A 23478-nucleotide genomic window follows, 5' to 3' on the forward strand; every position below is an offset into this window, starting at 1 on the left:
GGGACGGATCGACACGAGGCGATTCTTCGCGAAGGTCAGGCGTTCCCGCCGCCCCAGCGCCGCAGATTCAGGAATTCGCGCCGCGTCCTCGGGCCATAACTGAGGAATCGGGGATCGGGTGCGTTGCGATAGTCGTCGCGCAGCCGTGTGACCGCGTCGCGGTTGAGGTGCTTGTCGAGCACGTCCTTCGGCACCGGGTAGAGCTTAAGCGCATTCAGTCCGAATACCTTCGCGCGAATGCCGGGCGTGATCTCGGGATAGCCATGGCGTTCGCGGAATTCCGGTGAAATCTGGAAGGCGCGGAACGCCTGGATCTGGTCCTGCGGGCTGCCATACCAGATCGAGTCGGTGCCCCAGAGCACGTTGTCTTCGCCGAGGTGGGTGAGCAGCTTGCCGAGCGCATGCCCTGCCGAATCCGGATCGCGCATCAGGAACCGCCAGGTCGAGCCGAGTTCGGCGTACACGTTGCTGCCATGTCCCAGGCCCGCCTTGCGCAGTGACGTGATCAACGCATCGATGCCGTCGCTGCGTTTGGCGTCATAGGCGCTTTCGGCTTTGCCGGTGACGAAGCCGGAGTGGTAGATGAGGAAGTTGACGTCCGGATAACGCTTCGCAACGCGGCCGATGTCCACGCACGTGCTGTGTTCGTAACTGCGCGGGCCGAACGGCAGGCCCTTGTGGATGGCGATGTTGCGGACGTCGAGCCGGCGTGCTTCTTCGATCATCCGCAAGCCCGGTGCATCGTCCATGAAGAAGCCACGGCCTTCCGGTCCCCATTGCGTGTAGGTCTTCCACGCCGCGATGTGGAATTGTTTCGCGAGGCGCTCCATGTCTTCGACATCGCCGGGCTGGTTGGGATTGACGCGGCCATGCAGGTACAGGCGATGCGTGCCGTCGAGTTTTTCCACCAGCGCGGCCGTGGCGGTGGCTTCCTCGATGGTGAGCGGTTCGGCATTCCGTGCCGAGGGCACGAAGCTCAACACGGTGAGGTCGGTGTCGGAGTCGAGGAAGATGTCCTTGATGAACTCGTCGGGCCCCACGCATTTCAGGTAGCCGAGCCCGGGCTCCTCTGCGGCGGCGCAACCCGCGGTGTCGACGAAGCCGAGTGGCCGCGCGCCATCCGGCAAGCCGCGCGTCCAGGCGCCGGTCGGATTCACGAAATGGCCCTGTACGTCGAAGATGAATTCGTCGCCGGCGAGCACCGACGCCGCGGCCGCGGGTTCGAGTGCGGCTTCTGCGGGGAGTTCATAGCGGCCACCGCGTTTGCAGGCCGCAGTGAACGTAGCGGTCATCGCCAGCAGCGTAGTGGCCGCTCCGCACAGGGACACCATGAAGTCGCGCCGCGACTGACCAAGGCGGCGCGCGTTCCTCGTGGCGGCTTCGAAGGCCTGCTGGTTGGCGACGCGATGGACCGCATCGAGGGGTACCGGTGCAAATTCGCCGTTGCTGGCACTGTCGAGCTTGATCGGAAGCCGCAGGCCATCGGGGTCGTGCCTATTGGAGCCGTGACCGGAGCGCATGGCGTTCTCCCAAGCAACCGATTCGGGCCGACCATAGCGCCGGAGGTCCGTAGCGCAATGTGCCGGAAGGCGGGTTCAAGGGCGTGCCTGGTCCACCCCCGGGCATTTGCGGCGCCGGTTACGGGTTCTCGACGATCTTCTTGAACCCACCCCAGAACATGCGCTTGCCGTCGAAGGGCAGTTTCTTCGGATCCATCATCTCGGCGAGGCGGGGATCGGTCATCACCAGCTTGTTGATGCGGTCCCGGTCCCGGCGCGATTTGTAGACGATCCACGAGAACACCACGACCTCGCCCGGCTTGAGCTTCACCGCCTGCGGGAATGAAGTGAGCTTGCCTGGCTGCACGTCGTCGGCGACGCACTCCACATATTCGAGCGCGCCGTGCTCGCGCCAGACTTTGCCCGCTTTACGGGCCATGCGTTTGTAGGTCGCCAGGTTCTTGGTTGGAACGGCCAGAACGAATCCATCTACGTAGCTCATGGTGTCTCCTTGTGATGGGGGCAGGCTGCGCCTGCAGGCTGGGCAGCGCCAATTCATACCCGATGGCACTGCTGTCCTTTGTGACGACGAACCAGAGGAATCGAAATCGACAAACCAGCGTCCGGTGCCTTGGCGAGAAGGGTGTGCTAGCGTTCCCAGCAGCTCTTGGGGGGAGCGTTTTATGAATCGCAAAGTGGCGTCCGGGAAGGGGACGAGCAAGTCCTTCAAGGTCATTCTTGGGCTGGTGCTGATGATCGGTGGAACGGGGTTCCTGTTCCTGCAGCAGGTCAATTTCCTGGTTGGCCGCAGCCTGCTGATCGCGCTCGGAGACGCCGAAAGCACGTACCGCAGCGCGTGGTTCGAGTGGGACGGCGACGTGGTGGCGAAGGACGTCGTGGTCTACCCCTACGGGCAGGAACAGAAGGATGTGATGGTGCGTTTCAGCACCTTCCACCTGGAAACGCCGGGCTGGTTCTGGTTCCTGCGCAACGCCTTCAACCGCAAGGTGATCGTGGGCGACCTGGATCGCCTGCACGTGACGCTTGCGGGCGTGACGTCGAATGACGGCATCGAACCGTCGCTTGGCGACCTCGGCCCGATCGGCGCCGCCAGCGCTTCGCCGCTCGAGGCCGCAGGCTGCCTCAATGATGACCTGTGGATCCACAGCGAATTGAATGAAATGGGCCTCGGTCCAAGCCAGACCACGCTTGAATTCGACTATCGGATCGAAGGCACCCAGGTGCTGACGTCGGTGGTGCTCGATACCCCGGGTGTTTCGACGACGCGAATGGAGCGCCGCGAGCAATTGCCAAAGGAAATCAGCGCGCTGCTGCTGGACCAGGCCCCGTCGATGGTCAAGTCGGAACGGTGGCACGTGCGCGATCAGGGCTTCGTCAAGGCCCGCAACGCGCACTGTGCGAAGAAGGACGGCACCGACGCGCAAACCTTCGTCGCGCGCCATGTCGACACGGTGGTGCGCTTGCTGGAAAGCGGCGGACTTGCGCCGGACCCGGCCAGCATCGAGGCCTATCGCAGCTTCGCCAGCGAGGGCGGCGAACTGTCATTCGGAGGGGACTTCACCCAGCCCATACACAGTGCCGAGTTGTACGAAGCGCACGATAGTGGCGCCGCGTTGCTGCGCATGAACGGCATCCTCGAACGCAAGGGCCGGCGCTTGGCGGTGCAGTGGCGTCAGTTCGATCCGCGTCCGCTCAAGGGTCTGGATGCGTTGACGCCGTTCGCGGCGTTGCAGCGCGAACGTGGCATCGATCCGTCGGTCGCGACTGCAACACCTCAGCCGGGCGCAGTGGGCACGAGCGCGAGCGTTCCCGCAGCCGTCATGCCGGTAGCCCCGCCCACTGGCAAGCCAGTGTATGCAAGCTCCTTGCCCACATCCGCGCCGGCTTTACTCCCCCCAGGCAGCCAGCTGGCATGGAACGACCTGCCACACTACCGCGGGCATCTTCTTTTCATATGGACGGAACACAATCCGCCGCGGCAGATGACCTTGGTGGATGCGAACGGACAGGAGTTGAACGTGAGCGCACATCTGGGCGGCGGCCATGCGAGTTACCGCATTGGCAGGGGTGCGTTCATACGAGCCACGCTGATCCAGTAATTGCCGGGCGATGCGGCCGCTGACGCGTGGTATCGCAATGGCCCTGCCTGCATGTAGTTCCGTGTCGGATTGGCCCTGTTCGCAGGCAGCCTCGGCGATTACGCTCACGGCCTGAAACGCCGAGGATGATGACGATGCCTATCCAGTGGTTGCTCGCCGTAATGCTTGCCGTCGCCACGACGCCTGCGATGGCGCGCGACGCCGCGCAGGACGAACGTGAAATCCTGAGCGTGGAGAAAGCGCTCTGCCATGCCTTCGAGACCGGCGACGCCGATTATCTTCGTCGATCACTGGACGAACATTTCATCCTCACCAGTTCGAACGGCGTGGTCACCGATCGTGCGCAGAACATCGCGGAAGTCGAAAAGCGCGATCCGTCCTACGAAGTGTTCCGCAACCACGACCAGAAGCTGCGCCTGTATGGCGATGCCGCCATCGTCACCGGCATCACTACTGTGAAAGGCCAGTCGGGTGGCGAGGCGTTCGAAGCCGATTTCCAGTTCACCGATACCTGGGTGTATCGCGATGGGCAATGGAAACTCGCTGCAAGCCACGCCAGCCGGTTGGCGAAGAAATGAACTAGCGGCCGCCACCACCGCCGCCACCGCCGCCACCACCGGACGAGCCGCCGCCACCCGAGCCCGATGAGCTTCCGGGCGGCGTCGACGACGACGCGATCTGCGAACTCAAGGCGCTGCCGATCGAGTTGGTGAAACTACCGAGGTCGGACATCTGTCCGCCGCGATACCAGCTGATCGCCGCCGTGGTTGCTGCAGCGGCTGCGGCACCTACGGCCAGCGTGAATTTCTTCGTCCACGCGTCCTCGACATCCAGGGCCACCGCGTAGGGCAGCAGGTGTTCGTAGCGCTTGGCATCGAGAACGGGCGGTGCGTCCGGGCCGGGCATGCGCGCGAGTTCTTCGCGCTCGGCCACGCTGAGGTAAAGCTTCAGGCCTTCGATCTCGTCAAGCAGTTTGCGTCCCGCGGGTGTCGGTGCCTTCACCAGGATGGCGAAGGCCACCAGGATCAGGACCATCAGCACCGCAGTCGCCACGAGGGCGGGAACGCCGGTGCCCATGCCGATGAGGAAGCCGAGCCCGATGCTGCCCGCGGCGATCGCAAAGGCGACGGCGATGCTCTTGCCGTGACGGTTGAACAGGTCGGGCTGGAAGCGCTGGTCGAGCACCTTGGTGTGCGCCTGTTGCGCGCCCTGCATGGTGGATGCGTTGGTGTTCTTCAGTTCCAGCATCGGGCCACTGGCGAACAGGCGTTCGAGCAGGGCGCGCTGGGTGTCGGTAGCGCCCGCCATCTTGACGCCCTCCAAGCGCTCAAGCCGCCACTTGTCCTTGAGGAAGCCATCGTCGCGATGGATGCGCACCTGGCCATCGACGGCCAGTGCGAGCAGGTCGGAGGAGAAGCAGCGGTTGTCGTAACGCATCCGCCGCATGTAGCGCAGGCCGGCAGGGGAGTGGCCGGAGGGCGGGTCGTAGCGCGCAATGATGATGCCGGGACGGGGATCGCGACCGACGTCTTTCCAGCGACGTACGCAATACACCAGGAGCCCGATCAGGCCGAGCCATGCGACCAGGACGCCACGGTTGTCCTTGAGGAACCAGAGGATGCGTTGTGCGCGGGTGGGTGCGGTGACCAACCCTTTTGGAAATGTCAGGACAACGGTGAAGCCCTGCTGCGGCGACAACGGCTGGGTCAGTTGCCAGCGGGCCACGCCCGGCGCGGGTATTTCAGCGCGATATCCCTGTTCCTGCGCGCCCTGGTAGCCGGTATAGCCTTCGGCATGCAGTTGATCGACCGGCACCGCCTGCGGCAGGCGGGCCTCGACGCTGGCGCTTTCGATCGGGAAGTCCCAGCCGGTCCCGATCGCATTCCAATAGAGCTCGTCGTGGTCGCCGAAGAAGCCGAGCTGGCGCGTGGTGCGATAGCGCAGGGTATAGGTGTAATCGGCCGGCACCGGCAGGAAATCGTCGTTGCCGGTGTTGATGCGCACACCGTTGGACTGGCGCTCGGTGAACCACGGCTCGGTGCGGCCGTTGCGTTTTACGTCAAGTACTTCGAAATCGACCACGACGCGGTTGCCGTAGCGATCCTTGTAGCGGGTAGGGAAATCACGATAGATGCCGCGCCGGATCGAACTGCCTTCGGCGTGGACGGTGATGCGTTCGGTGACGTCGATGCTGCCGTCGGTACGGACGTCGATCTCGCTGTCGTAGGACGTGATGCGTTCCTGCGCCAGCAGTGGTGTGGCCAGCAGCAACGACAGCAGTGCCAGTCCGATGCGGCTCTTGAAAACGATGCTCATGGCGTCAGCTCCACGCCGACAGCCGCGCGTTCTTCTTCGCCGGTCTGGAAGAACTCCGCTTCGCGGAATGCGAAACTGCGCGCGACGACGACGTCAGGCACGCGCTGGATCGCGGTGTTGTAGTCGCGCACAGCGCCGTTGTAGAAGCGGCGTGCGTATTGCAGTTGGTTCTCGACTTCGACCAGGTCGCGCTGCAGTTGCGTGAAGTTCTCGTTGGCCTTGAGGTCGGGATAGGCTTCCTTCAGTGCGAACAGGCGACCGAGCGCCTGTTCCAGCGCCGATTCGACTTCGCCCAGTTTCGCCGGACTCTTCAGCGCCACCGCCTGTGAGCGCAAGGCAGTGACCGCTTCCAGGGTCGCGCGCTCATGGCCGGCATAGGCGCCCACGGCAGTGACCAGTTGCGGCACCAGGTCGTGGCGACGCATCAGCTGCACATCGATATCGGCCCAGGCGGTTCGCGCCTGGTTGCGCAGGCGTACCAGGCGGTTGAAGGCGAATACCGCCCACGCGGTCACGGCTGCAACGATGAGTAACGCCAGTAGTGTTGTCACTGTCGCCATCCCCATACGAAAGTTTTGCCATATTACCCGTCGCCCCCGACCCGAGCGCCCCATGATCGATCTCTACTACGCCGGCACACCGAACGGTCTGAAACTCCGCTTGTTCATGGAAGAAACAGGGCTCCCGCACCGGGTCGTGCGCGTGAACATCGGCAAGGGCGAACAGTTCAAACCGGAATACCTCGCGATCTCTCCCAACAACAAGATCCCGGCGATCGTCGACCACGCGCCGGCCGATGGCGGTGCGCCGCTGTCGATGTTCGAATCCGGCGCGATCCTGCTCTACCTCGCCGAGAAGACGGGGCTCTTCCTGCCTGCCGACCTGCGCGGTCGTGCGGAAGTCGTGCAATGGCTGTTCTGGCAGATGTCGGGGCTGGGGCCGATGGCCGGGCAGATCGGCCACTTCAACGTCTACGCGCCTGCCGTGGTGCCATACGCGATCGAGCGCTACACCAAGGAAACGAATCGGCTGTACGGGGTACTCGACAAACGCTTGGCCGATCGCGATTTCATCGCCGGCGAATATTCGATCGCCGACATCGCCTGCTATCCGTGGATCGTGCCGCATGCCGCGCACGGCCAGGATCTCGACGATTTCCCGCATCTGCGCCGTTGGTTCGAGGCCATCGCGGTGCGGCCGGCCACGATCCGCGCGTATGAAGGCGTGACCGACACCTATCGGCGCGGCGCGCAGATCTCGGACGAGCAGCGCCGGGTGTTGTTCGGACAGGCCGCGGCGACGCGCTGAAGCGGTTCAAGCCTTCGCGTTTTCCAGCAGGCGCTGCGCGCGCGCCTTGAGCGCCGTACGCAGCGCAGTCGGTTGGCGGATCGAAAACGCAAACGGCAATCGCGCCAGTTCGCGCGCGAACCAGTCGAGGTCGTCGGTCCGTCCATGCAGCAACACGCCGGCATCGGTCTGTTCGAAGGTGCCGATCGCCTCGAACAGCGCGCTGCGCGCGCTGGCGAGGTCGGTATCGAGCAACACTTCGACTGCGTGCGTGCGTGGCAGCGTCGCGACGGAGAAGGTGAGGTGGCCGAGCGCGTCGAATCCTTCCGGCCGCGCGAAGCTCGCCGGCAACGGCTGCACGGATGTCACGCGATCGAGCCGGAACGAACGCAGCCCAAGTCGCAAGTGGCAATGCCCGACCACGTACCAGCGGCCGCCACGATAGGCCAGGCCATAGGGATCGAATGCGCGTTCGCTGTCCTCGCCCTGCGCCGAGCGATAGCGCAGGTGCACGCGTTGCTGCGCCTGTGCGGTAGCGCTCAACGCGACCAGCGCGGTGTTGTCGCCGGCAGGTGCGGCGCGGGTGAGATCCAGCGTCACCGTTTCGTCGACCGCGCGCACGCGCCGTTTCAACGTCGCCGGCATTACCCGTTCCAGCTTGGCCTGTGCACTGGCCACCGCCGGTTGCGCTTCGGCGAGGCCGAGGCTGCGCGCCGCGAGCAGGCCCACCGACAACGCGAGCGCCTCATCGTCGGTGAACATCATCGGCGGCAGCTTGAAGCCGGCGACGAGCGAGTAGGCGCCATGGCGGCCGCGGTCGGCGGTGATCGGCACGCCGATGTCTTCGAGCCGCGCGATGTAGCGGCGCAACGTGCGCCCGTCCACCTGCAACCGCCGCGCCAGTTCCGCACCACTCATGCGGCCGTGGGTCTGCAGCAGTTCCAGCACCGTGAGGACGCGGGTGGTCGGGTGGTACATGGCCGCAGTCTAAATCCGAAACAGGGCGATTACTGACCTATTTATGCCCCAGCCTGCGCGCAACGCCACCCGAGGATGCGCCATGTACCGATCGCGGACATTGATGTCCCTCTGCCTGCTGTGCGGACTGACCCTGGCCACGCTGCCGCTGACGACCGCCTTCGCCATGACCCCAACCGGAACCACGACCATGCGCGCCAGCCAACCTCGCGACGGACACCACGACTTTGATTTCCTGGTCGGCCGCTGGTACGCGCACAGTCGGCGCCTGGCGAAACCGTTGTCGGGCTCGGATGAATGGGTGGAATTCGATTCGGTCCACGACGGGGTGCTGCTGCCCAGCGGGTTCGGCGTCGCCGACGATTACTGGATCGAAGGGCGCCCCGATTTCCTCGGCCTCGCGCTCCAGGTCTATGACCCGGCGACGGGGCAGTGGCGGGCGTACTGGTACCGCCTCGGTGCGATGACACCGCCGCTGCTGGGAATCTTCAAGGATGGCGTCGGCGTGTTCGAAGGCCCGGACCAGCACGAAGGCAAGCCGATCATCACGCGCTACACCTGGTCGCACATCACCGCGACTGCAGCACGCTGGGAACAGGCGTTTTCCGCGGATGGCGGCAAGACCTGGGAGATCAACTGGATCATGGATTACAGCCGCACGCGCTCGGCGTCGAAGGAGTAACCAGATGGACTATGCGGCACAACTCTGGCTGTTCTTCGCGCTGGTGTTCGCCGTGGTGATCCTGCCCGGGCTGGACATGGCCTTCGTGCTGGCCAGCTCGATGGTCAGTGGGCGCAGTCACGGCCTGGTCGCAGTTGCCGGACTGGTCGCTGCAGGGATCTGCCATGTCATTGCCGGCGCACTCGGCATCGGCGTGTTGCTCAAGGTGGTGCCATCGGCATTCAACGCGGTGTTGCTGCTCGGTGCGCTGTACGTGGCGTGGATCGGCTGGTCGCTGCTGCACAGCCGGGAAGGCTTCGGCGCGGTGCAGGACACCGCGCGGCGCACGCACTGGGCGACGTTCCGGCAGGCGGCGCTCACCAACCTGCTCAATCCCAAGGCCTACATGTTCATGCTCGCCGTGTTCCCGCAGTTCCTGCGCGTGGAATACGGGCCACTGTGGAAGCAGGCGACGGTGCTGGGCCTGATCATCGCAGCGACGCAGATCGGCGTGTACGGCACGCTGGCGTTGCTTGCGGGGCAGGCGCGTGGCTGGTTGCAGTCGCGGCCGGCTGCGGGCCTTGCACTCAATCGCGGCGTCGGCGCAGTGCTGGTCGCGGCCGCGGTGGTCACGGCCTTCCAGGGCTGGCGCATGCTGTGATCACGACCCGGATGCGACCGCAGTGATCTGCGCAGTGAGCGTCTGCCAGCGGCCGTCGCGCCCGACCCAGACATCGGTATAGCGACTCTGCCCGCTGCTGCCGTCACGCCGGGTATAGACCGTGCGTGCCTGGACGATGGCGGTGTCGCCTTCGAACTGGACGCTTACGTCTTCCACGGTGAAGGTCGCCATCGCGACCGGTTGCGCCGAGCTGGCCAGGAACGCGGCGCGGTCGATGATCTCGCCGCTTGGCAGGATGCAGCGGAAATCGGTCGCGAGATGACGGTCGAACCAGTCGGTGTCCGATGTCAGGAAAGCGTCGACATACTCGGCGTTGAGCCGGTAGAGCTTGACCTCGGAATGGTGCGAGGGATTCGGGACGATGGACGACAGGGAAGCGGGCATGTGCGGGCTCCAGAGGGACACGAGTCGAACTGCGAGCGGAGGCTAGGTCCCATCCGTGACCGGCTCGCCATTTTCGGACAGGGTCAGGTCAGGCAAGCCCCATGCCGGCGTATTCACCTGCCATTGCGTCGGTCCCGGCAAGTTTTGCCTAGACTAGGCAGCGCGCCATCGATGAGGCGCGGAGTCCAGGGTCTGATGCACGCGTTGCGAGTTTTTCTATTTACGTTGTTTCTGGTCGCCTGCAATGCGCAGGAACCTGCCGAAAAGCCAGCGGCCGTGGTGCAGACCAGTGCCAGCGAGGGCGATTTCGGCGCGGTGTCGGCGCCGACGCCACCGCCGAAACGCAAAGTCGACATCCGCAAGACGACGTATTGGCCGTCGGCAGAGGTGACGTCGGGTTCGGCCACGATCAGTTGCGATATCGAGCCGCCGGTTGATAGGACCATCGACGACGGGGGCGTGGCGCTGACCGATCTCGAATACTTCAACGTCTCCGATGCGATGTTCCCGTGCCGCGAGAACGGAGTGATACGCCTGCGCTACAAAGGCCGCATCGCCGGTGACCTCACCACCCTGATCGAGCGCGTCGCCAATATGTCCACGCGCATGGGCATCCCCAGGCGCATCCTCGACATCGATTCCAGTGGTGGCCAGGTCGAAGACGCGATCCGTGCCGGCGATGTCATCGCCGAATCGAACTGGACGATCCGCGTGCGTGCGAACGCGGCCTGTCACAGTGCCTGCGTGCTGATTCTCGCAGCCGGCGACGATCGACAGATCGAAGGCCGCGTCGGTATCCACCGCATCATCCGCATCCAGTCCGCCGCCACATCGCGCGCGGAACTGAGCCGCGAGTTGCGCGACGTGCACACGCAGATGGAGGACTACCTCCAGCGCAACGGCGCGGCTGTCGCGGTCGCCGATCTGATGATGACGGTGCCAAACCGCGGTCTGCGGTTGCTCACTGAGGTCGAACTCGATGCCTATGGCCTGAATGGCGCGAATGCCGTGCAGGATGACCTGGAACGGATCCGGCTGGCGCGCAAGTGCGGCGAGGATTTTGTCCGCCGCAAGGATGCGTTTGCGCGCGCGTTCGACCGCGAATGCACGCAACGGGATGAGGCAGGGGACGCTTGCGGCTTCGCGTTGCTGCCGCGCTTTGGATTCCCGGACAAGAAGTGCAAGGCGGAAAGCCCACTTGCGGATTACCAGGTGGCGGCTGCCGTGCCGGCGAAGGACAGTAGCAAGCGTTAAGCCGCCACCACGCGAACTTCGACGTCATCCAACGAAACGACCTGCCCCGCGCGGATCTTGCAGGTCTTGCGCAACTCGACGAGGCCATCGACTCGTACCGCACCGCTGGCAACCAACGCCTTGCCCGCGCCGCCGCTGTCGCACAGGCCGACCAGCTTCAGCAGTTGGTTGAGTTCGACGAACTCACGGTCGAGTTCGAATTCGAGTCGTTGCATGGTGGTTGCGCATGGAAAAAGTCGCGCCAGCCTCGCAGTGGCGCGACTTTAATACAAGCACTCGGTGCAAGCGCGATGTCATTCCCGCTCGAAGCTTTGCACTTCGTCGAGCAGCGCTTGCGCCTTGCGCAGGCTGGCGCCGATGGCCGCATCCCGCATGCGCTTGGCCAGTTCTGGCCGGCGGGGGTTCTGCGCCCAGAGATAGAAGCCCCAGGTCGCCAACAGTCCGGCCGCGCCGATGCCCACGCTTAGCCAGATCCACAACGGCGTGACGACTTGCGGCGGATGGTTGCCAAGTCCGGCGAAAGCCACGACGACGAGCACCCACATGATCCACCACGGCAGACCGCAGACGATGCCGTTGAGCGTGTAGAACTGCTTCAGCAGGGCGAACTGCTTCTGGATTTTCAGCACCGGCGCGGAGTAATCGATCGTCGCCATCAGACCAAGCGTGATCCCGGCCGCCGTGGCGGTGATCACGCCGAAGGCATGGACGAGGATGCCCGACGCCAGCAGTCCGGGAATGCCGGTGTTGCGCGTCCAGCAGGCGACGCCGAGCGCGATCAGTCCGACTCCCAGCAGCACTTGCAGCACCTGGCCCCAGAACAGCGGGCGCAGGCTGGAGCGTGCCTTCTCGAGCTTTTTGTCCTTGAACAGCAGCAGGTTGAGCGCGTTCTGTTGTTCAAGCCGCTTGTCCAGCGTCTGCCAGGCTTGTTTCAGGTCGTCGAGTTCCATGATGGTGTCCATGTGGGTTCCGGGTGTGCCGTCAGGCGATGTCGTTACGGATGCGTTGTTTGAGGCGGCCGATCTTGGTGGTCACGTTGCTTTCGCTGATGCCGAGGATGTCGCCGATCTCGCGCGCGCTGCGTTCTTCGAGATAGAGCAGCAGCAGGGCGCGGTTGAGCGGGTCGAGTTGTCTGATGAAGCGGTTCAGCGCGCGGATCTGCTGGTCTGCCTCGTGCTCGGGCCCTGCGCCGGCGATATCGTGCAGGTCCTCGTCCAGCGGCACGGCATGCTGTTGCCGTTGACTGTCGCTGCGCATGAACGAAATCGCCACGTTCAGTGCAACGCGATACATCCAGGTCGAGAACGACCGCGACGGGTCATAGCCGTGGAACGCCCGCCACAGTTGCGCGGCGATTTCCTGCGCAAGGTCGGCGCGATCGTCGGGATGCCGTGCATAGGTATTGGCAACCTTGAACACGATCTTGCGATGGCGTTCCAGCAGTTCGCCGAACTGTTGCCGAGCGTCCGTGGTCATTGTGGTGGCGTGTTCCATCCTGGTCCCCTGCGCGATTGTTGCGCCTCGGAACCATGATTCGCACGAGGGCGGAAATCCTCACGCCATGGGCCTTGTCGGCAGCAAAACGGCGGAAAGCGCACAATATGCGGCCCCTGCGAGGCCGGAGCGCCCATGACCACCCCCACTGGCGAGTCCGCCCCATCCCTTCGTTTCGCCGATCTCGGCCTGTCCGCGCAGGTCATGGCCGCCGTGACCGAGGTCGGGTACGAGTCGCCATCGCCGATCCAGGCCGCGACCATCCCCGCGCTGCTGGCCGGCCGCGACGTGCTCGGCCAGGCGCAGACCGGCACCGGCAAGACCGCAGCGTTCGCACTGCCGATCCTGTCCAATATCGATGTCGGCAAGACCAAACCGCAGGCGTTGGTGCTGGCGCCGACCCGCGAACTGGCGATCCAGGTCGCTGAGGCGTTCCAGCGCTACGCCGCGAAGGTCCCCGGCTTCCACGTACTGCCAATCTACGGTGGCCAGAGCTATCAGCCGCAGCTGAGCGCGTTGAAGCGCGGTGTGCACGTCGTGGTCGGCACGCCGGGACGAGTCATCGATCATCTCGAACGCGGTTCGCTCGACCTGTCGCAGCTGACCTGGATGGTCCTCGACGAAGCCGACGAGATGCTGCGCATGGGCTTCATCGACGACGTCGAAGCGGTGCTGAAGAAGACCCCTGAATCGCGTCGCGTCGCGTTGTTCTCGGCGACGATGCCGTCGCAGATCAAGCGTATCGCGCAGACCTACCTGCGCAATCCGGTGGAAGTCGCGATCGCGTCCAAGACCACCACGGCGACCAACATCCGCCAGCGCTACTGGTTCGTCAGCGGGCTGCACAAGCTCGATGCGTTGACCCGCATCCTCGAGGCCGAACCGTACGAAGCGATGATCGTGTTCACGCGCACCAAGGCGTCGACCGATGAACTGGCTGAGAAACTGCGCGCGCGCGGGCTCGCCGCCGGCGCGATCAACGGCGACATCGAGCAAAAGCAACGCGAGCGCATGATCCAGCAGCTCAAGGACGGCCAGCTCGACGTGCTGGTTGCCACCGATGTCGCCGCGCGCGGCCTCGACGTGGAGCGCATCAGCCACGTGCTGAACTACGACATTCCCTACGACACCGAAAGCTACGTGCATCGCATTGGACGCACTGGTCGCGCCGGGCGCAGTGGCGAAGCGATCCTGTTCGTGACCCCGCGCGAGAAAGGCATGTTGCGCGCGATCGAACGTGCCACAAGGCAGCCGATCGAGGAAATGAAACTGCCGAGCGTCGAGGCGGTCAACGATGTGCGCGTATCGAAATTCCTCAGCCGCATCAGTGACACGCTAGCCGCGGACGACGGCGAGTCCGGCGATTTCGGCCTGTATCGCGACCTGATCCAGCGCTACCAGCAGGAACACGACGTGCCGGCGACTGACATCGCCGCGGCGCTGGCAAAAATGCTGCAAGGCAGGACGCCGCTGCTACTGGCGCCGGATCGCAAGCCGGAACCACGCGAAACTTTCGAGCGTCCCGCGCGCACGGAACGTGCGCCGCGTCCGACGCATGACGAACGCCCCGAACGGGCGCCGCGCCCGGAACGTGCACCACGCAAGGACATCGGTCCGCGTGGCGCGCCCGAGACGGGCATGGAGACCTACCGCATCGAGGTCGGTCACATGCATGGGGTCAAGCCCGGCAACATCGTCGGCGCGATCGCCAACGAAGCCGACCTCGAAAGCAAGTACATCGGCCGCATCGACATCCATGACGACCACTCGATCCTCGACCTGCCAGAAGGCATGCCGCGCGAGTTGCTGATGCACCTGAAGAAGGTGAGGGTGGCCGGCCAACCGTTGCGGTTGCACAAACTCGGCGAGGAAGGCGAAGCGCCGGAGCCGGGCTTCCGCCCGGGTCCTAGACCGCATCGCAAAGGTTCGAACGCGGCCAAGCCGCGGCCATCGAAACCCAAGTACTGAGCCGTTCTTTGATGTGATGGGGATCTTGTGGGAGCGACGTGAGTCGCGAGCTTGCGTTGCAAGTACTAAAAGCTCGCGACTCACGTCGCTCCCACAAGTGCAATAGCAACAACCGCGGTGTCAGCCCGCTGCAGCGTTCGCGAGATCAGGCGTGTGCACCGCATGCACATGCCGCGCATTCGCTGCGTGCGCATGCCGTGCATCGCGACGCAGCTGCTCGTGGCGCGCCAGGTCCGCCATCGCATACAGCCTTGCATTGCGGCCCCAGGCGATCGCCGCAACTACCAACTGCGTGAGCACGAACGCCCCGAGGAAGCCAAGCCAGCCCGCAGCGTTCACCTGCGTGCGCAACACGCCCAGCACCAGCGCCAGCCCATAACCGACCAGCGCAGTGCCGAGATACACGATCAGTGTCGCCAGCGGCCGTCGTAGCAACAGCTTGTTGCCGCGCCACCACGCACGCAACACCGAACGCAGTGCGGGGTCGGCCGCGAGTACGCCGCGTCCCGCTTCGACGCCGGCATGCGCGAGCACGAACAGCACTATAAGCGCGACGAGCGCGATGCGATTCGCGTTGTCCACCGCTGCTTCGAGGATGGCGTGCTCGGTCGTGCTGTCGGCAAGTGCCATCGCGCCGCTGCCAATGGCCAGGGCGATGCCCAGCGGCAATATCGCCCAGATCGACATGCGCAGCATGCGACCGTATTCGCGCAGGCCACCCTGTAGCAGCTCGCCGAAACCGAGTCGGTGGCCGGCGCGGATCGAAGCCACCGCCATGCCGCTTAGCCATGGCGCGAGCAGCAATGCGAGCAACGTGCCGGCGATACTGGCGCCGGTGATCAGTTCGCCACTGCCCTTCATCAGCGTCGAGAGCACTTCGAGCATCATGGACATGTCCAGGCGCGCAGCGATTTCATTGACGTGCACGGAAAAGTCGAACTGCCCGGTGAGCGCACGCCAGACCGGCAGGGCCACGATTGCAGTCGGCAGCAACAGGCCGATCGCCCACAACAGCAACAGACGCCATTGCGCCGCTGCGCCCAAGCCGGCCATCACGGCCCGCAGGCCACCACGTTTCCTGGGAGCGTTCATAGGGTCACCAGCAGCGAATAGAGGGACTGCAGCAGCGCAGCGAAGTCGCTGCCCCAGCGGCGCGAGGCGGCGCCGTTCGATTCCACGGTGCGGCTGTTATCGACCTTGTCACGGTCGAGGAACACACGACGCTCCGGGTCGATTTCCGCAGAAACCGCCTTGCTGCGCGTGGTGAACGCAAAGCGCGCCCAGCGGCGCTGGTCGTCCCAGCGTAGGGTCTGGCTAGTGCCGTCGGCGAACTTCACCCGCAGCGTCTGCGGCAGCGCAACGCCGCTGCGACGCACGGTGACATGTGTGCGATACGGGAACGCACCTTCCTCCGGCTTCGCCTTCGGATGCGCCTTCTTCCAGCGCTCGCGCACATTCTCGATTGCCTTGTCGAGCAACGTGCTGGTCAGCTCGACACGCTTGCCCTTGAACTCCACGCTGCCAGGCTGCGGCAGGATCTCCGTGCTCTTGATTTCGACGATGCGGTCGTCGACCTTGTTCACGCCATAAACCTGCTGCGCGAACACGCGTTCGACCACCTCGCGCCGGCCGCTGGCCTCGATCAGCGCCTCGCGCAGATCGGCAATGCTGGGATGGCGGAATTTCCACCGCGCGTAGTAGAGCTTGAACGCACGCTCGATCGCTTCCTTGCCCAGTTGCGCTTCGAGGTCGTGCATGGTGCTCGCGGTGCGCGAGTAGACGGTGAAATAGCTGGTGCTCGAGAGCCGGTGCCAGGAATTCTCGCCGAGCGGATCGGCGGGCTCTCCGAGCATGGCGCCCATGCGTTCGGATTCGAAGCTGTTCATCCCGACGTGGATGCCGAGCTTGCGCATCCACCAAGTGCTCGCGTCGATGTCCTGCTTGCGCTCGCGCAGCATGCGCTGGTTCCAATACTGATTCATGCCCTCGTCCAGCATTGGCTCCTCGAACTCGTTGGAAGCGAGCAGGCCGTAGAAGTAACCGTGGCCGAACTCATGGATGGTCACGAAGTCGAGGGAGTAGCGGTCCAGCGTGCCCGGCGTGACGTCCTTGTAGCTGGCAGCGGTGAAGAAGGTCGGGTACTCCATGCCCCCGGCTTCGTCAGCGCGGAATGGCGGGATTACCGCGGTCACCGTCCGGTAGGGGTAGGCGCCGAGCGTCTCGGAGAAGTACTTCAGCGAATCGAGCGTAGCCTGCAATACCGGCTGCGCGTTCGATGCGTATTCGGCTGGGTACAACACGCGCACTTTCACCGGACCGTTGGCGCCGTGATAGACGCCATCGAGCGGCTTGGCGTAGCGCTTGTCGGCCGTCCAGGCGAAGTCGTGCACGTCGCCCTGCACGAAACGGTGGCTGACCATGCCGTTCTTTTCGGCCGGAGCGCCTTGTTCCTCACCCGTGGCGCCGACGGTGTAGCCCTTCGGAACGGTCAGCGTGACGTCGTATTCGCCGAAGTCGGCATAGAACTCACTGTGCAGATGGAACTCGTGCACGTTCCATCGCGGCGCAGTGGCACCGCGCTCGCCTGGCAATTCGAGCACGCCGATCTTCGGGAACCACTGCGCAATCAGATGGAAGGTGCCGAAGTAACCAGTACGCGCACTCACGCGCGGCAACTGGTCGAAGAAATCGATGTCGAGCGTGGTGCTGGCGCCGGGTGCAACGGATTGCGGCAGATCCAGCCGTACCACGGTGCGGTCGGTGGCCGGGCCGCCATCGGGATGCACATAGCGCCACTTCACCGTCGCGCCGCCTTGTTCGACGCGCTGCAGCCGGGTGTAACCCCATTCGCCCTCTTTTGTCTTCACTTCACTGCGGAAACCGAACTTCAGTTCGCGCTGCTCGGTGTTGAAAGTGCTGCCCGGGCCTTCGAAGGCATTGAGATAGAGATGCAGGTAGACCACGCTGACCGGGCGATCACTGCGATTGCGCCAGGTCAGCTGCTGCTTGCCGGTCACCGTGTGCTTGACCGGATCGAGCGTGGCATGGATGCGATAAGCGACGACACGGTCGGACAATGTCGCTTCGCTGCCGGTGCGCGCACCGCCCCAGGCATTCGGCGCACTGGGGACGCTGACTGCAGCCGCTTGCGGCGAAGCGAAGGGAATTCCATCAGGCGGCGTCGCCGCCGTCGCGGCCATGGCGCAGGCGCCAAGTACGCAAGCCAGGCCCCACTGGACCAGTCTTCCTTGAGCAATCGTAGTCATGCGTGACAAGTTCTCCCCCTGAACGAATCCGCAGCCTGCCTTGGCCGTCACGAGACCGCAATGTGCCGGAGGTTTGCCCCAGCAGCGACCAGATCGCCGTCACGCTTCGCACACGTCACCTCATGACGCGGCGCATTCACATGAACGAGACGCCCCCATACGCCCACGCACGTCATTGCCCTGACGTGATGCGACCCCGACAATGCAGGTTCCTGTGGGGAGATCGCCTTGAGTCCAGTCACCAACTTGCGCCAACTGTGCGCGCAGTTCACCAAACCGCACCTCGGCCGCGCCGTGTGGCAACTCATCAACACCTTGGTGCCGTTCGTCGCGTTGTGGGCATTGATGGCGTGGAGCGTGGTCGCTGACTGGAACTTCGGCTGGACCCTGCTGCTGGCATTGCCGACCGCGGGCCTGTACGTACGCATCTTCATCATCCAGCACGACTGCGGACACGGCTCGTACTTCGCCGATTCGCGCTTGAACGACACCGTCGGCCGCTGCCTCGGCCTGGTCACGCTGTTCCCGTACGGCTACTGGAAGAAGACCCACGCGATCCACCACGGCACTTCGGGCAACCTCGATCGCCGCGAGATGGGCGACATCGAGACGCTGACCGTCGCCGAATACCAGGCCAAGTCGTGGCTCGGTCGCCTGGGTTATCGCCTGTACCGCAGCACGCCGGTGCTGCTCGGCATCGGCCCGCTGTACCAGTTCGTGATCAAGCATCGCTTCCCGTTCGACTTGCCGTTCACCTGGAAGAAGGAATGGGCGAGCGTGCTGCTCAACAACCTGATGCTGCTGATCGCCGGCGGCGCGCTGGCGTTCGCGATCGGCTGGCATACGGTGCTGCTGGTGCACCTGCCGGTCGTGCTGATCGCCGGCGCCGTCGGCGTGTGGCTGTTCTATGTGCAGCACACCTTCGAGACCGCGTACTGGACGCGCAAGACCGAGTGGGATTCGAACCAGGCAGCGATCGCCGGCAGTTCCTACTACGACCTGCCGCGCGTGATCCACTGGTTCACCGGCAACATCGGTTACCACCACATCCACCACCTGGCCAGCCGTATTCCCAACTACCGCCTGCGCGAGGCCTACGAATCCAGCCCGCTGCTCCAGGCCGCTCCCCGCCTGACGTTGTGGTCCAGCCTGAAGTGCGCGAGCTTGAAGCTGTGGGACGAGCAGCAGCAGCGGATGGTCGGATTCCCGAAGCGCGCTACAGCCTGATTTTCCTGCACCCATAAAAAAACGCCGCGGCCTGACCGCGGCGTTTTTGTTTGTGGCGCGGTCAGCGGCCGTTGACGCTGTAGCGACCCGGTCCCAAAAGCGCGAGCGCCAGCGCGCTGGCGAGGAACATGCCCTGCAGTTCCAACGCCCAGCCGCCCTGGTCGTTGAGTTGGCCGAGTTGGCCCATGTGCACCAATGCGATCGCGGCCAGCATGTTGATGGCGATCAGCGCAGCGCCGAGGCGCGCGTAGAAGCCGGCGATCAGCATCAGCGGTGCTAGCACCTCACCAATCAGTACGGCGTAGCCGAGAAAGCCGGGTAGGCCCTGCGCTTCGACCATGCCGACGATGCCAGCGGTTCCACCTTTCAGCTTGGCGACGCCGTGCAGCAGGATCAGTACGCCGAGCGTCAGGCGCAGGATCAACTTTCCGAGATCGTTCTGGGTGTTCTGGTTCATTGCGTTCCCCTGTGGTTGTGGCCCCGGTGGAGGATAGTGCAGGGCCGCACCTCGTGCATGCCGTCTTGACGCTGCTCGAGGCAGGCTGTGACGCCGCCCACAGGAGTCGGCCATGCGCAGCAAGACATTGAAGTTCATCGAAGGCTTCCGCGTCGCCTTCGATGTGCGCAAGGCTCAGGCGGCGGAAATGGTGATTGCACCTGGCGACAGCGAGGGCGATGAGTGCAATCGCCACCGGGGTGCGGACCAGTGGCTGTACGTGTTGTCGGGCCGTGGCGTCGCTATCGTCGAAGACCGGCGTGTACCGCTGAAGGCCGGCACCTTGCTGGTGATCGAAAAGGGCGAACGGCACGAAGTACGCAACAACGGGCGCACGCTGCTGAAGACGCTGAATTTCTACTACCCGCCCGCGTTCGACCAGGACGGCAATGCCATCGGTCCCGGTCGCGACTGACGTCGCGTCAGCGTATCGGCAGTTTGAAGCGCCTTCCGTTCCAGTCCAGCACCACGCCGTCGGTCCTGATCGCTTCGAGCACCATGTTGCCGATGCGGTCGCCTTCGGCCAGGCGGTGACCGTCAATGATGACGAAGCGCTGCGCCGGCGCGTCATTCCACATGTGCATGCTCAGCTTCAGCGGCGGCAGTTGCTTGCGTTCTTCGGCGGAGAGGTCGGCGAGCTGCAGCAGGTCGTCGTTGCTCGCGACGGGTGCGGGCGGCGGCGGTGCCGGCAGCGGTTCAGGCGCGGCGGTGGGCGGCGGCGCGATCGCAGCAGCATCCGGCGTGGCGGCAGGCGCTGGCGGGGGCGCAACCACGGGCGATGGCGGCGTGGCGACGTCCGGTGTGGGGTTGCGCGTGGGCTGGACGGTGCGAACCGGTGGTGTGTAGGCCGTGGATGGATTGACCCGTGGCGCATCTGCATTCGACGCAGCGGTATGGCCAATATCACCAGCCGCGACATCACTGGCTGTAGTTCCGATGGCAGCGGGCGCCAGTGGCGGTCGCAGGCTGTACAACAGCCACAGGACCATGGCGAATGCGGCCACGCCGATCACCAGCCACAGCCAGATCGGCATGGGCTGGCGTTGCATGCGCGCGACCGGCGGCAGTTCCGCGTACAAGTCGGGCGACTGGCCGCGGCGGCGCTCGGCCTCGGATTTGCGCAGGGCTTCCAGGATCAGCGACATCGGTTTACTCCAGCACCCGCTGCAAGCGCGGGCCCTCGTCGCTGGCCGAAAGCGCAAGCATGGTTTCCGGACCGACCACCCCATCGCTGAGGAGTCCGCGCACAGCCTGGAACTGGCGCACGTCCTCGAGCGTGGCGACATTCGCTTCAGTAATGCCGAGGCGCGTGCGCAGCCATTCGCCTGAGGCGTCCGTGGCATCGATGGATAGCGGCGCGACCAGGCCGTCAGGGCCGCGCCACAAAGCGGCATATTCGCCGGCCCACATTTGTTCCAGCGAGATTCGATCGGTATCGAAGCGCGTGCCGTCCAGCCACAAGCGCACGTCGACTGCATCCGCGCCCAGCAGCAGTGCCCAGGCATCGTTGTCTTCGTTGGCGAGGTGCAGCAGCACCGGCCGCCCGAGGCTCGCCAGCTTGTCGAGGCGCGCGCGGCCGTGCAGGCAATACACGCCCGGCGAGATGCTGGGCGTGCATGCTGCCGCGGTGGCAGCCGCGGGACCTTCGGCAGGCAACTTCCACAGTGTCAGCAACTGCCGCCATGCGGGGAGCGATGCCGCATCCGCCGTCGACACGCGTTGTGCAAATTCCGCCCCATGCAAATGCGGTGTGTCGACTTTCGGCACAGGCTTGGCCGCGGCCGGTTTGGTGGCCGTTGTCGAGGCTTTCGCCGCAGCAGGCGGCGATTGCGGTCGCCACCACAATGCAGCGAGCACCAATGCCGCGCCGACAGCGGCAGCGATCGCCAGGCGTTTTGGCGGGAAGCGCCGCGCCGTGGGCGCCAAAGCTTCCTGCGCGGCCTGGTTGACCGTGAATTCGTCGACCATGGCGTCGTCGCGGGCATAACCGCCGAGCAGCGCACGTTCGGCGATGACGTTGATCAACCGTGGCACGCCGCCGGAATGCACATGGATGCGCTTGATTGCGCCGGGCGTGAACGGCAGGTGCTGGCCACCCGCGACGCGATAGCGGTGGCGCAGGTACGCCGCGGTTTCGTTGGCATCCAACGGCGTCAGGTGGAAGCGTGCGGTGATGCGCTGCGAAAGCTGGCGCATGTCGGGACGCGCGAGCATGTCGCGCAGTTCCGGCTGGCCGAGCAAGATGATCTGCAGCAGTTTCTGCGTGTCGGTTTCGAGGTTGGTCAGCAACCGAACCTGCTCCAGCGCGTCGAGCGAGAGGTTCTGTGCCTCGTCGATGATCAGCACCACGCGCAGACCCTTCGCGTAGGCGTCGAGCAGATAGCTGTTGAGCGCATCGACCAGCGCCTTGACGCTACCCCGTTTGCCGGTGAGGTCGAGGTGCAATTCCTCGCCGATCGTTTCCAGCAGTTCGATCGAGGTCAGCCGCGGGTTCAACACCAGGGCGACACGGGTGTTCTCCGGTAGTTGCTCCAGCAGCAGCCGGCACAGCGTGGTCTTTCCAGTGCCGACTTCGCCGGTGAGCTGCACGAAGCCGCCACCACCACCCTGGCCAATACCGAACAGCAGGTGCGCGAGCGCATCCCGGTGGCGCTCGCTGAGGAACACGAAGCGCGGATCGGGCGTGATCGAGAACGGCGGCTCCTTCAGACCGTAGTGCTCGAGGTACATGCGCGTCCCGGTGGCGATGGGGTGCTTAGCCTGACATGAAACGGGAATTCCGACGCTACTCGGCCGCACCCTTGGCTTCGGCCGTCCCCAGCACCTCCGGGTGCCGCATCCGCTGCGGCTTGCCCAGCAACGGATGGATGAACACCGCGGCGAGGATGATCGCCACGCCGAGGTAGAACTGCGGCGTCAGTTCACGCTGTTCGCCCAGCAGCAGGATCGCCAGCACGATCGCGTACACGGGTTCGAGATTGAGGGCGAGCTGCTGCGCGAATGCGCTCATGTGCCGCAGCGCGAACAGCGACAGGGTGAACGGCAGCAGCGTGCAAGCCACGGCGAGCGCGAGCAGCAGCAGGGTGTCGCGCAGGTTGGGTGGTACCAGCAAATCGCCGGCGAAGGCGCCGCTATCCGACAACACGGGCAACAGCGGCAGCAACGGCGCGAGCACGGTCAGCGTGAGCGCACCGGCGCCGAGTTCCAGCGCGGTCACGGCCAGCGGATCGCCGTGTTCGACCAGGCGCTTGTTGAGCGAGCCGAAGATCGCCACCAGGAGCGCCGACACCGCCCCCACCGCAATGCCGAGCCGCATGCCCTGCGGCACGCCGCCGACGACCAGCACCACGCCCGGCAACACCAGCAGTCCCAGGGCGAGTTCGCGTTTGGAGAAACGCGTGTGCGCCAGCCATGGTTCGATCAGGGCGATGAACACCGTGCCCAGCGCCATGCAGGTCGCGGCCACCGATGCGTTCGACAACTTGATCGCGCCGTAGAAGGTGAGCCAGTGCAGCGCCACCAGGGCGCCAATGCCGGCGTAGGACAGCATCAGTCGCGGTGGCATCGCGCGCAGCCCGCGCCACACGCGCGGCATCAGCGCGAGCAATACGACCACGATCAGCATCCGCCACCAAGTCAGTGGCAGCGCCGGCAACGAGATCAGCTTGCCGAGGATGGCGGTGAAACCCCACAACAGCACGCAGAAATGAATCTGCAGGAAGGCCTTGCGGGTGTCGGTCATCGCCATGCGGGCATTATCGCCTTTCAACAGCTGCCTCTCGACGCTCGATGGCCGGCCATGCGCGCGGTGGTCGGGTATGCAAAGCTTAGGTCGGTGACTACGGG

General features: G+C 64.7%; 24 protein-coding genes. 9 read left to right on the top strand and 15 right to left on the bottom strand.

The annotated features are described in order from the left end of the window. Positions 1-35 precede the first annotated feature (35 nt). Together MO486_RS15390 and MO486_RS15395 are read right to left on the bottom strand one after the other, a co-directional pair. Entirely contained in the window at positions 36-1520 is a 1485-nt protein-coding gene (locus MO486_RS15390) for an amidohydrolase family protein (protein ID WP_242909860.1), read from the bottom strand. 118 nt (positions 1521-1638) lie between these two features. Then, entirely contained in the window at positions 1639-2001 is a 363-nt protein-coding gene (locus MO486_RS15395; protein WP_242909862.1) for a DUF1428 domain-containing protein, read from the bottom strand. A gap of 181 nt (positions 2002-2182) precedes the next feature. Between MO486_RS15395 and MO486_RS15400 the strand changes: the two genes are divergently transcribed. Continuing rightward, the gene (locus MO486_RS15400; protein ID WP_242909864.1) at positions 2183-3619 is read left to right on the top strand and encodes a hypothetical protein; all 1437 of its coding nucleotides are present in this window, start codon (positions 2183-2185) and stop codon (positions 3617-3619) included. A gap of 134 nt (positions 3620-3753) precedes the next feature. Then, complete coding sequence (locus MO486_RS15405; protein ID WP_242909866.1) at positions 3754-4197, top strand: nuclear transport factor 2 family protein; 444 nt, start codon at positions 3754-3756, stop codon at positions 4195-4197. A 1-nt stretch (position 4198) separates the two neighbouring features. Here MO486_RS15405 and MO486_RS15410 read toward each other — a convergent pair whose 3' ends face one another. Together MO486_RS15410 and MO486_RS15415 are read right to left on the bottom strand one after the other, a co-directional pair. Next, positions 4199-5935, bottom strand: a complete 1737-nt coding sequence (locus MO486_RS15410) for a DUF2207 domain-containing protein (RefSeq protein ID WP_242909868.1) — start codon at positions 5933-5935, stop codon at positions 4199-4201. Beyond that, on the bottom strand, positions 5932-6495 hold the full coding sequence (locus tag MO486_RS15415) for a LemA family protein (protein WP_242909877.1): 564 nt from the start codon (positions 6493-6495) through the stop codon (positions 5932-5934). The genes MO486_RS15410 and MO486_RS15415 overlap by 4 nt, the downstream gene beginning before the upstream one ends. 52 nt (positions 6496-6547) lie before the next feature. On the opposite strand from MO486_RS15415, the gene MO486_RS15420 reads away from it, so the two are divergent. Next, entirely contained in the window at positions 6548-7243 is a 696-nt protein-coding gene (locus MO486_RS15420; protein WP_242909878.1) for a glutathione binding-like protein, read from the top strand. A gap of 6 nt (positions 7244-7249) precedes the next feature. Here the strand turns inward: MO486_RS15420 and MO486_RS15425 are convergent, their stop codons facing one another. Beyond that, positions 7250-8200, bottom strand: coding sequence for a YafY family protein (locus tag MO486_RS15425; RefSeq protein WP_242909924.1), 951 nt, complete (start codon positions 8198-8200; stop codon positions 7250-7252). An 82-nt stretch (positions 8201-8282) separates the two neighbouring features. Here MO486_RS15425 and MO486_RS15430 point away from each other — a divergent pair, with 82 nt between their 5' ends. Both MO486_RS15430 and MO486_RS15435 read left to right on the top strand, forming a co-directional pair. After that, complete coding sequence (locus MO486_RS15430; RefSeq protein ID WP_242909926.1) at positions 8283-8882, top strand: hypothetical protein; 600 nt, start codon at positions 8283-8285, stop codon at positions 8880-8882. A 4-nt stretch (positions 8883-8886) separates the two neighbouring features. Then, positions 8887-9522 carry a LysE family translocator gene (locus tag MO486_RS15435; protein WP_242909928.1) on the top strand — a complete coding sequence of 212 codons (636 nt, stop codon included), beginning with the start codon at positions 8887-8889 and terminating at the stop codon, positions 9520-9522. Here the strand turns inward: MO486_RS15435 and MO486_RS15440 are convergent, their stop codons facing one another. Further along, positions 9523-9927 carry a nuclear transport factor 2 family protein gene (locus MO486_RS15440; RefSeq protein WP_242909930.1) on the bottom strand — a complete coding sequence of 135 codons (405 nt, stop codon included), beginning with the start codon at positions 9925-9927 and terminating at the stop codon, positions 9523-9525. Between the two features lie 195 nt (positions 9928-10122). Between MO486_RS15440 and MO486_RS15445 the strand changes: the two genes are divergently transcribed. Next, complete coding sequence (locus MO486_RS15445; protein WP_242909933.1) at positions 10123-11181, top strand: hypothetical protein; 1059 nt, start codon at positions 10123-10125, stop codon at positions 11179-11181. Here the strand turns inward: MO486_RS15445 and MO486_RS15450 are convergent. From MO486_RS15450 to MO486_RS15460, 3 genes are all read right to left on the bottom strand, one after another. Further along, on the bottom strand, positions 11178-11396 hold the full coding sequence (locus MO486_RS15450) for an RNA-binding S4 domain-containing protein (RefSeq protein ID WP_242909935.1): 219 nt from the start codon (positions 11394-11396) through the stop codon (positions 11178-11180). The two genes, MO486_RS15445 and MO486_RS15450, sit on opposite strands and share 4 nt — an antisense overlap. Before the next feature lie 78 nt (positions 11397-11474). Beyond that, positions 11475-12143, bottom strand: a complete 669-nt coding sequence (locus MO486_RS15455) for a serine/threonine protein kinase (protein WP_242909942.1) — start codon at positions 12141-12143, stop codon at positions 11475-11477. A gap of 19 nt (positions 12144-12162) precedes the next feature. Continuing rightward, a complete protein-coding gene (locus MO486_RS15460; RefSeq protein WP_242909944.1) occupies positions 12163-12675 on the bottom strand; it encodes a sigma-70 family RNA polymerase sigma factor in 513 nt (170 codons plus the stop codon). A 135-nt stretch (positions 12676-12810) separates the two neighbouring features. Here MO486_RS15460 and MO486_RS15465 point away from each other — a divergent pair, with 135 nt between their 5' ends. Then, on the top strand, positions 12811-14643 hold the full coding sequence (locus tag MO486_RS15465) for a DEAD/DEAH box helicase (protein ID WP_345779220.1): 1833 nt from the start codon (positions 12811-12813) through the stop codon (positions 14641-14643). Positions 14644-14763: 120 nt separating this feature from the next. Here MO486_RS15465 and MO486_RS15470 read toward each other — a convergent pair whose 3' ends face one another. Together MO486_RS15470 and MO486_RS15475 are read right to left on the bottom strand one after the other, a co-directional pair. Next, complete coding sequence (locus MO486_RS15470; protein ID WP_242909946.1) at positions 14764-15735, bottom strand: hypothetical protein; 972 nt, start codon at positions 15733-15735, stop codon at positions 14764-14766. After that, the gene (locus MO486_RS15475; RefSeq protein ID WP_242909948.1) at positions 15732-17909 is read right to left on the bottom strand and encodes a M1 family metallopeptidase; all 2178 of its coding nucleotides are present in this window, start codon (positions 17907-17909) and stop codon (positions 15732-15734) included. Before MO486_RS15475 ends, MO486_RS15470 begins: the two co-directional genes overlap by 4 nt. Positions 17910-18137: 228 nt before the next feature. Between MO486_RS15475 and MO486_RS15480 the strand changes: the two genes are divergently transcribed. Continuing rightward, a complete protein-coding gene (locus tag MO486_RS15480; protein WP_242909950.1) occupies positions 18138-19136 on the top strand; it encodes a fatty acid desaturase in 999 nt (332 codons plus the stop codon). 61 nt (positions 19137-19197) lie between these two features. Here the strand turns inward: MO486_RS15480 and MO486_RS15485 are convergent, their stop codons facing one another. After that, complete coding sequence (locus tag MO486_RS15485) at positions 19198-19593, bottom strand: DoxX family protein (RefSeq protein ID WP_242909952.1); 396 nt, start codon at positions 19591-19593, stop codon at positions 19198-19200. A gap of 112 nt (positions 19594-19705) precedes the next feature. Between MO486_RS15485 and MO486_RS15490 the strand changes: the two genes are divergently transcribed. Next, positions 19706-20047, top strand: a complete 342-nt coding sequence (locus tag MO486_RS15490; protein WP_242909955.1) for a cupin domain-containing protein — start codon at positions 19706-19708, stop codon at positions 20045-20047. Between the two features lie 7 nt (positions 20048-20054). Here the strand turns inward: MO486_RS15490 and MO486_RS15495 are convergent, their stop codons facing one another. From MO486_RS15495 to MO486_RS15505, 3 genes are read right to left on the bottom strand one after another with little or no spacing between them, the layout of a single operon-like run. Then, complete coding sequence (locus MO486_RS15495; protein WP_242909957.1) at positions 20055-20777, bottom strand: general secretion pathway protein GspB; 723 nt, start codon at positions 20775-20777, stop codon at positions 20055-20057. 4 nt (positions 20778-20781) lie between these two features. After that, entirely contained in the window at positions 20782-22362 is a 1581-nt protein-coding gene (locus tag MO486_RS15500; RefSeq protein WP_242909958.1) for an AAA family ATPase, read from the bottom strand. A 55-nt stretch (positions 22363-22417) separates the two neighbouring features. Next, entirely contained in the window at positions 22418-23380 is a 963-nt protein-coding gene (locus MO486_RS15505; protein WP_242909960.1) for a DMT family transporter, read from the bottom strand. Positions 23381-23478: the final 98 nt, after the last annotated feature.

Origin of the sequence: Lysobacter sp. CFH 32150 (genome assembly GCF_022758295.1) — a bacterium.
GTDB lineage: Bacteria > Pseudomonadota > Gammaproteobacteria > Xanthomonadales > Xanthomonadaceae > CFH-32150.

What these genes read in the sequence shown, in the direction of transcription:
- MO486_RS15440 (WP_242909930.1), bottom strand. Translation starts at nt 9,927, where the DNA reads ATGCCCGCTTCCCTGTCGTCCATCGTCCCGAATCCCTCGCACCATTCC.
- MO486_RS15395 (WP_242909862.1), bottom strand. Translation starts at nt 2,001, where the DNA reads ATGAGCTACGTAGATGGATTCGTTCTGGCCGTTCCAACCAAGAACCTG.
- MO486_RS15470 (WP_242909946.1), bottom strand. Translation starts at nt 15,735, where the DNA reads ATGAACGCTCCCAGGAAACGTGGTGGCCTGCGGGCCGTGATGGCCGGC.
- MO486_RS15405 (WP_242909866.1), top strand. Translation starts at nt 3,754, where the DNA reads ATGCCTATCCAGTGGTTGCTCGCCGTAATGCTTGCCGTCGCCACGACG.
- MO486_RS15465 (WP_345779220.1), top strand. Translation starts at nt 12,811, where the DNA reads ATGACCACCCCCACTGGCGAGTCCGCCCCATCCCTTCGTTTCGCCGAT.
- MO486_RS15390 (WP_242909860.1), bottom strand. Translation starts at nt 1,520, where the DNA reads ATGCGCTCCGGTCACGGCTCCAATAGGCACGACCCCGATGGCCTGCGG.
- MO486_RS15495 (WP_242909957.1), bottom strand. Translation starts at nt 20,777, where the DNA reads ATGTCGCTGATCCTGGAAGCCCTGCGCAAATCCGAGGCCGAGCGCCGC.
- MO486_RS15455 (WP_242909942.1), bottom strand. Translation starts at nt 12,143, where the DNA reads ATGGACACCATCATGGAACTCGACGACCTGAAACAAGCCTGGCAGACG.
- MO486_RS15420 (WP_242909878.1), top strand. Translation starts at nt 6,548, where the DNA reads ATGATCGATCTCTACTACGCCGGCACACCGAACGGTCTGAAACTCCGC.
- MO486_RS15490 (WP_242909955.1), top strand. Translation starts at nt 19,706, where the DNA reads ATGCGCAGCAAGACATTGAAGTTCATCGAAGGCTTCCGCGTCGCCTTC.
- MO486_RS15500 (WP_242909958.1), bottom strand. Translation starts at nt 22,362, where the DNA reads ATGTACCTCGAGCACTACGGTCTGAAGGAGCCGCCGTTCTCGATCACG.
- MO486_RS15445 (WP_242909933.1), top strand. Translation starts at nt 10,123, where the DNA reads ATGCACGCGTTGCGAGTTTTTCTATTTACGTTGTTTCTGGTCGCCTGC.
- MO486_RS15410 (WP_242909868.1), bottom strand. Translation starts at nt 5,935, where the DNA reads ATGAGCATCGTTTTCAAGAGCCGCATCGGACTGGCACTGCTGTCGTTG.
- MO486_RS15415 (WP_242909877.1), bottom strand. Translation starts at nt 6,495, where the DNA reads ATGGCGACAGTGACAACACTACTGGCGTTACTCATCGTTGCAGCCGTG.
- MO486_RS15435 (WP_242909928.1), top strand. Translation starts at nt 8,887, where the DNA reads ATGGACTATGCGGCACAACTCTGGCTGTTCTTCGCGCTGGTGTTCGCC.
- MO486_RS15460 (WP_242909944.1), bottom strand. Translation starts at nt 12,675, where the DNA reads ATGGAACACGCCACCACAATGACCACGGACGCTCGGCAACAGTTCGGC.
- MO486_RS15425 (WP_242909924.1), bottom strand. Translation starts at nt 8,200, where the DNA reads ATGTACCACCCGACCACCCGCGTCCTCACGGTGCTGGAACTGCTGCAG.
- MO486_RS15475 (WP_242909948.1), bottom strand. Translation starts at nt 17,909, where the DNA reads ATGACTACGATTGCTCAAGGAAGACTGGTCCAGTGGGGCCTGGCTTGC.
- MO486_RS15400 (WP_242909864.1), top strand. Translation starts at nt 2,183, where the DNA reads ATGAATCGCAAAGTGGCGTCCGGGAAGGGGACGAGCAAGTCCTTCAAG.
- MO486_RS15430 (WP_242909926.1), top strand. Translation starts at nt 8,283, where the DNA reads ATGTACCGATCGCGGACATTGATGTCCCTCTGCCTGCTGTGCGGACTG.
- MO486_RS15505 (WP_242909960.1), bottom strand. Translation starts at nt 23,380, where the DNA reads ATGGCGATGACCGACACCCGCAAGGCCTTCCTGCAGATTCATTTCTGC.
- MO486_RS15450 (WP_242909935.1), bottom strand. Translation starts at nt 11,396, where the DNA reads ATGCAACGACTCGAATTCGAACTCGACCGTGAGTTCGTCGAACTCAAC.
- MO486_RS15485 (WP_242909952.1), bottom strand. Translation starts at nt 19,593, where the DNA reads ATGAACCAGAACACCCAGAACGATCTCGGAAAGTTGATCCTGCGCCTG.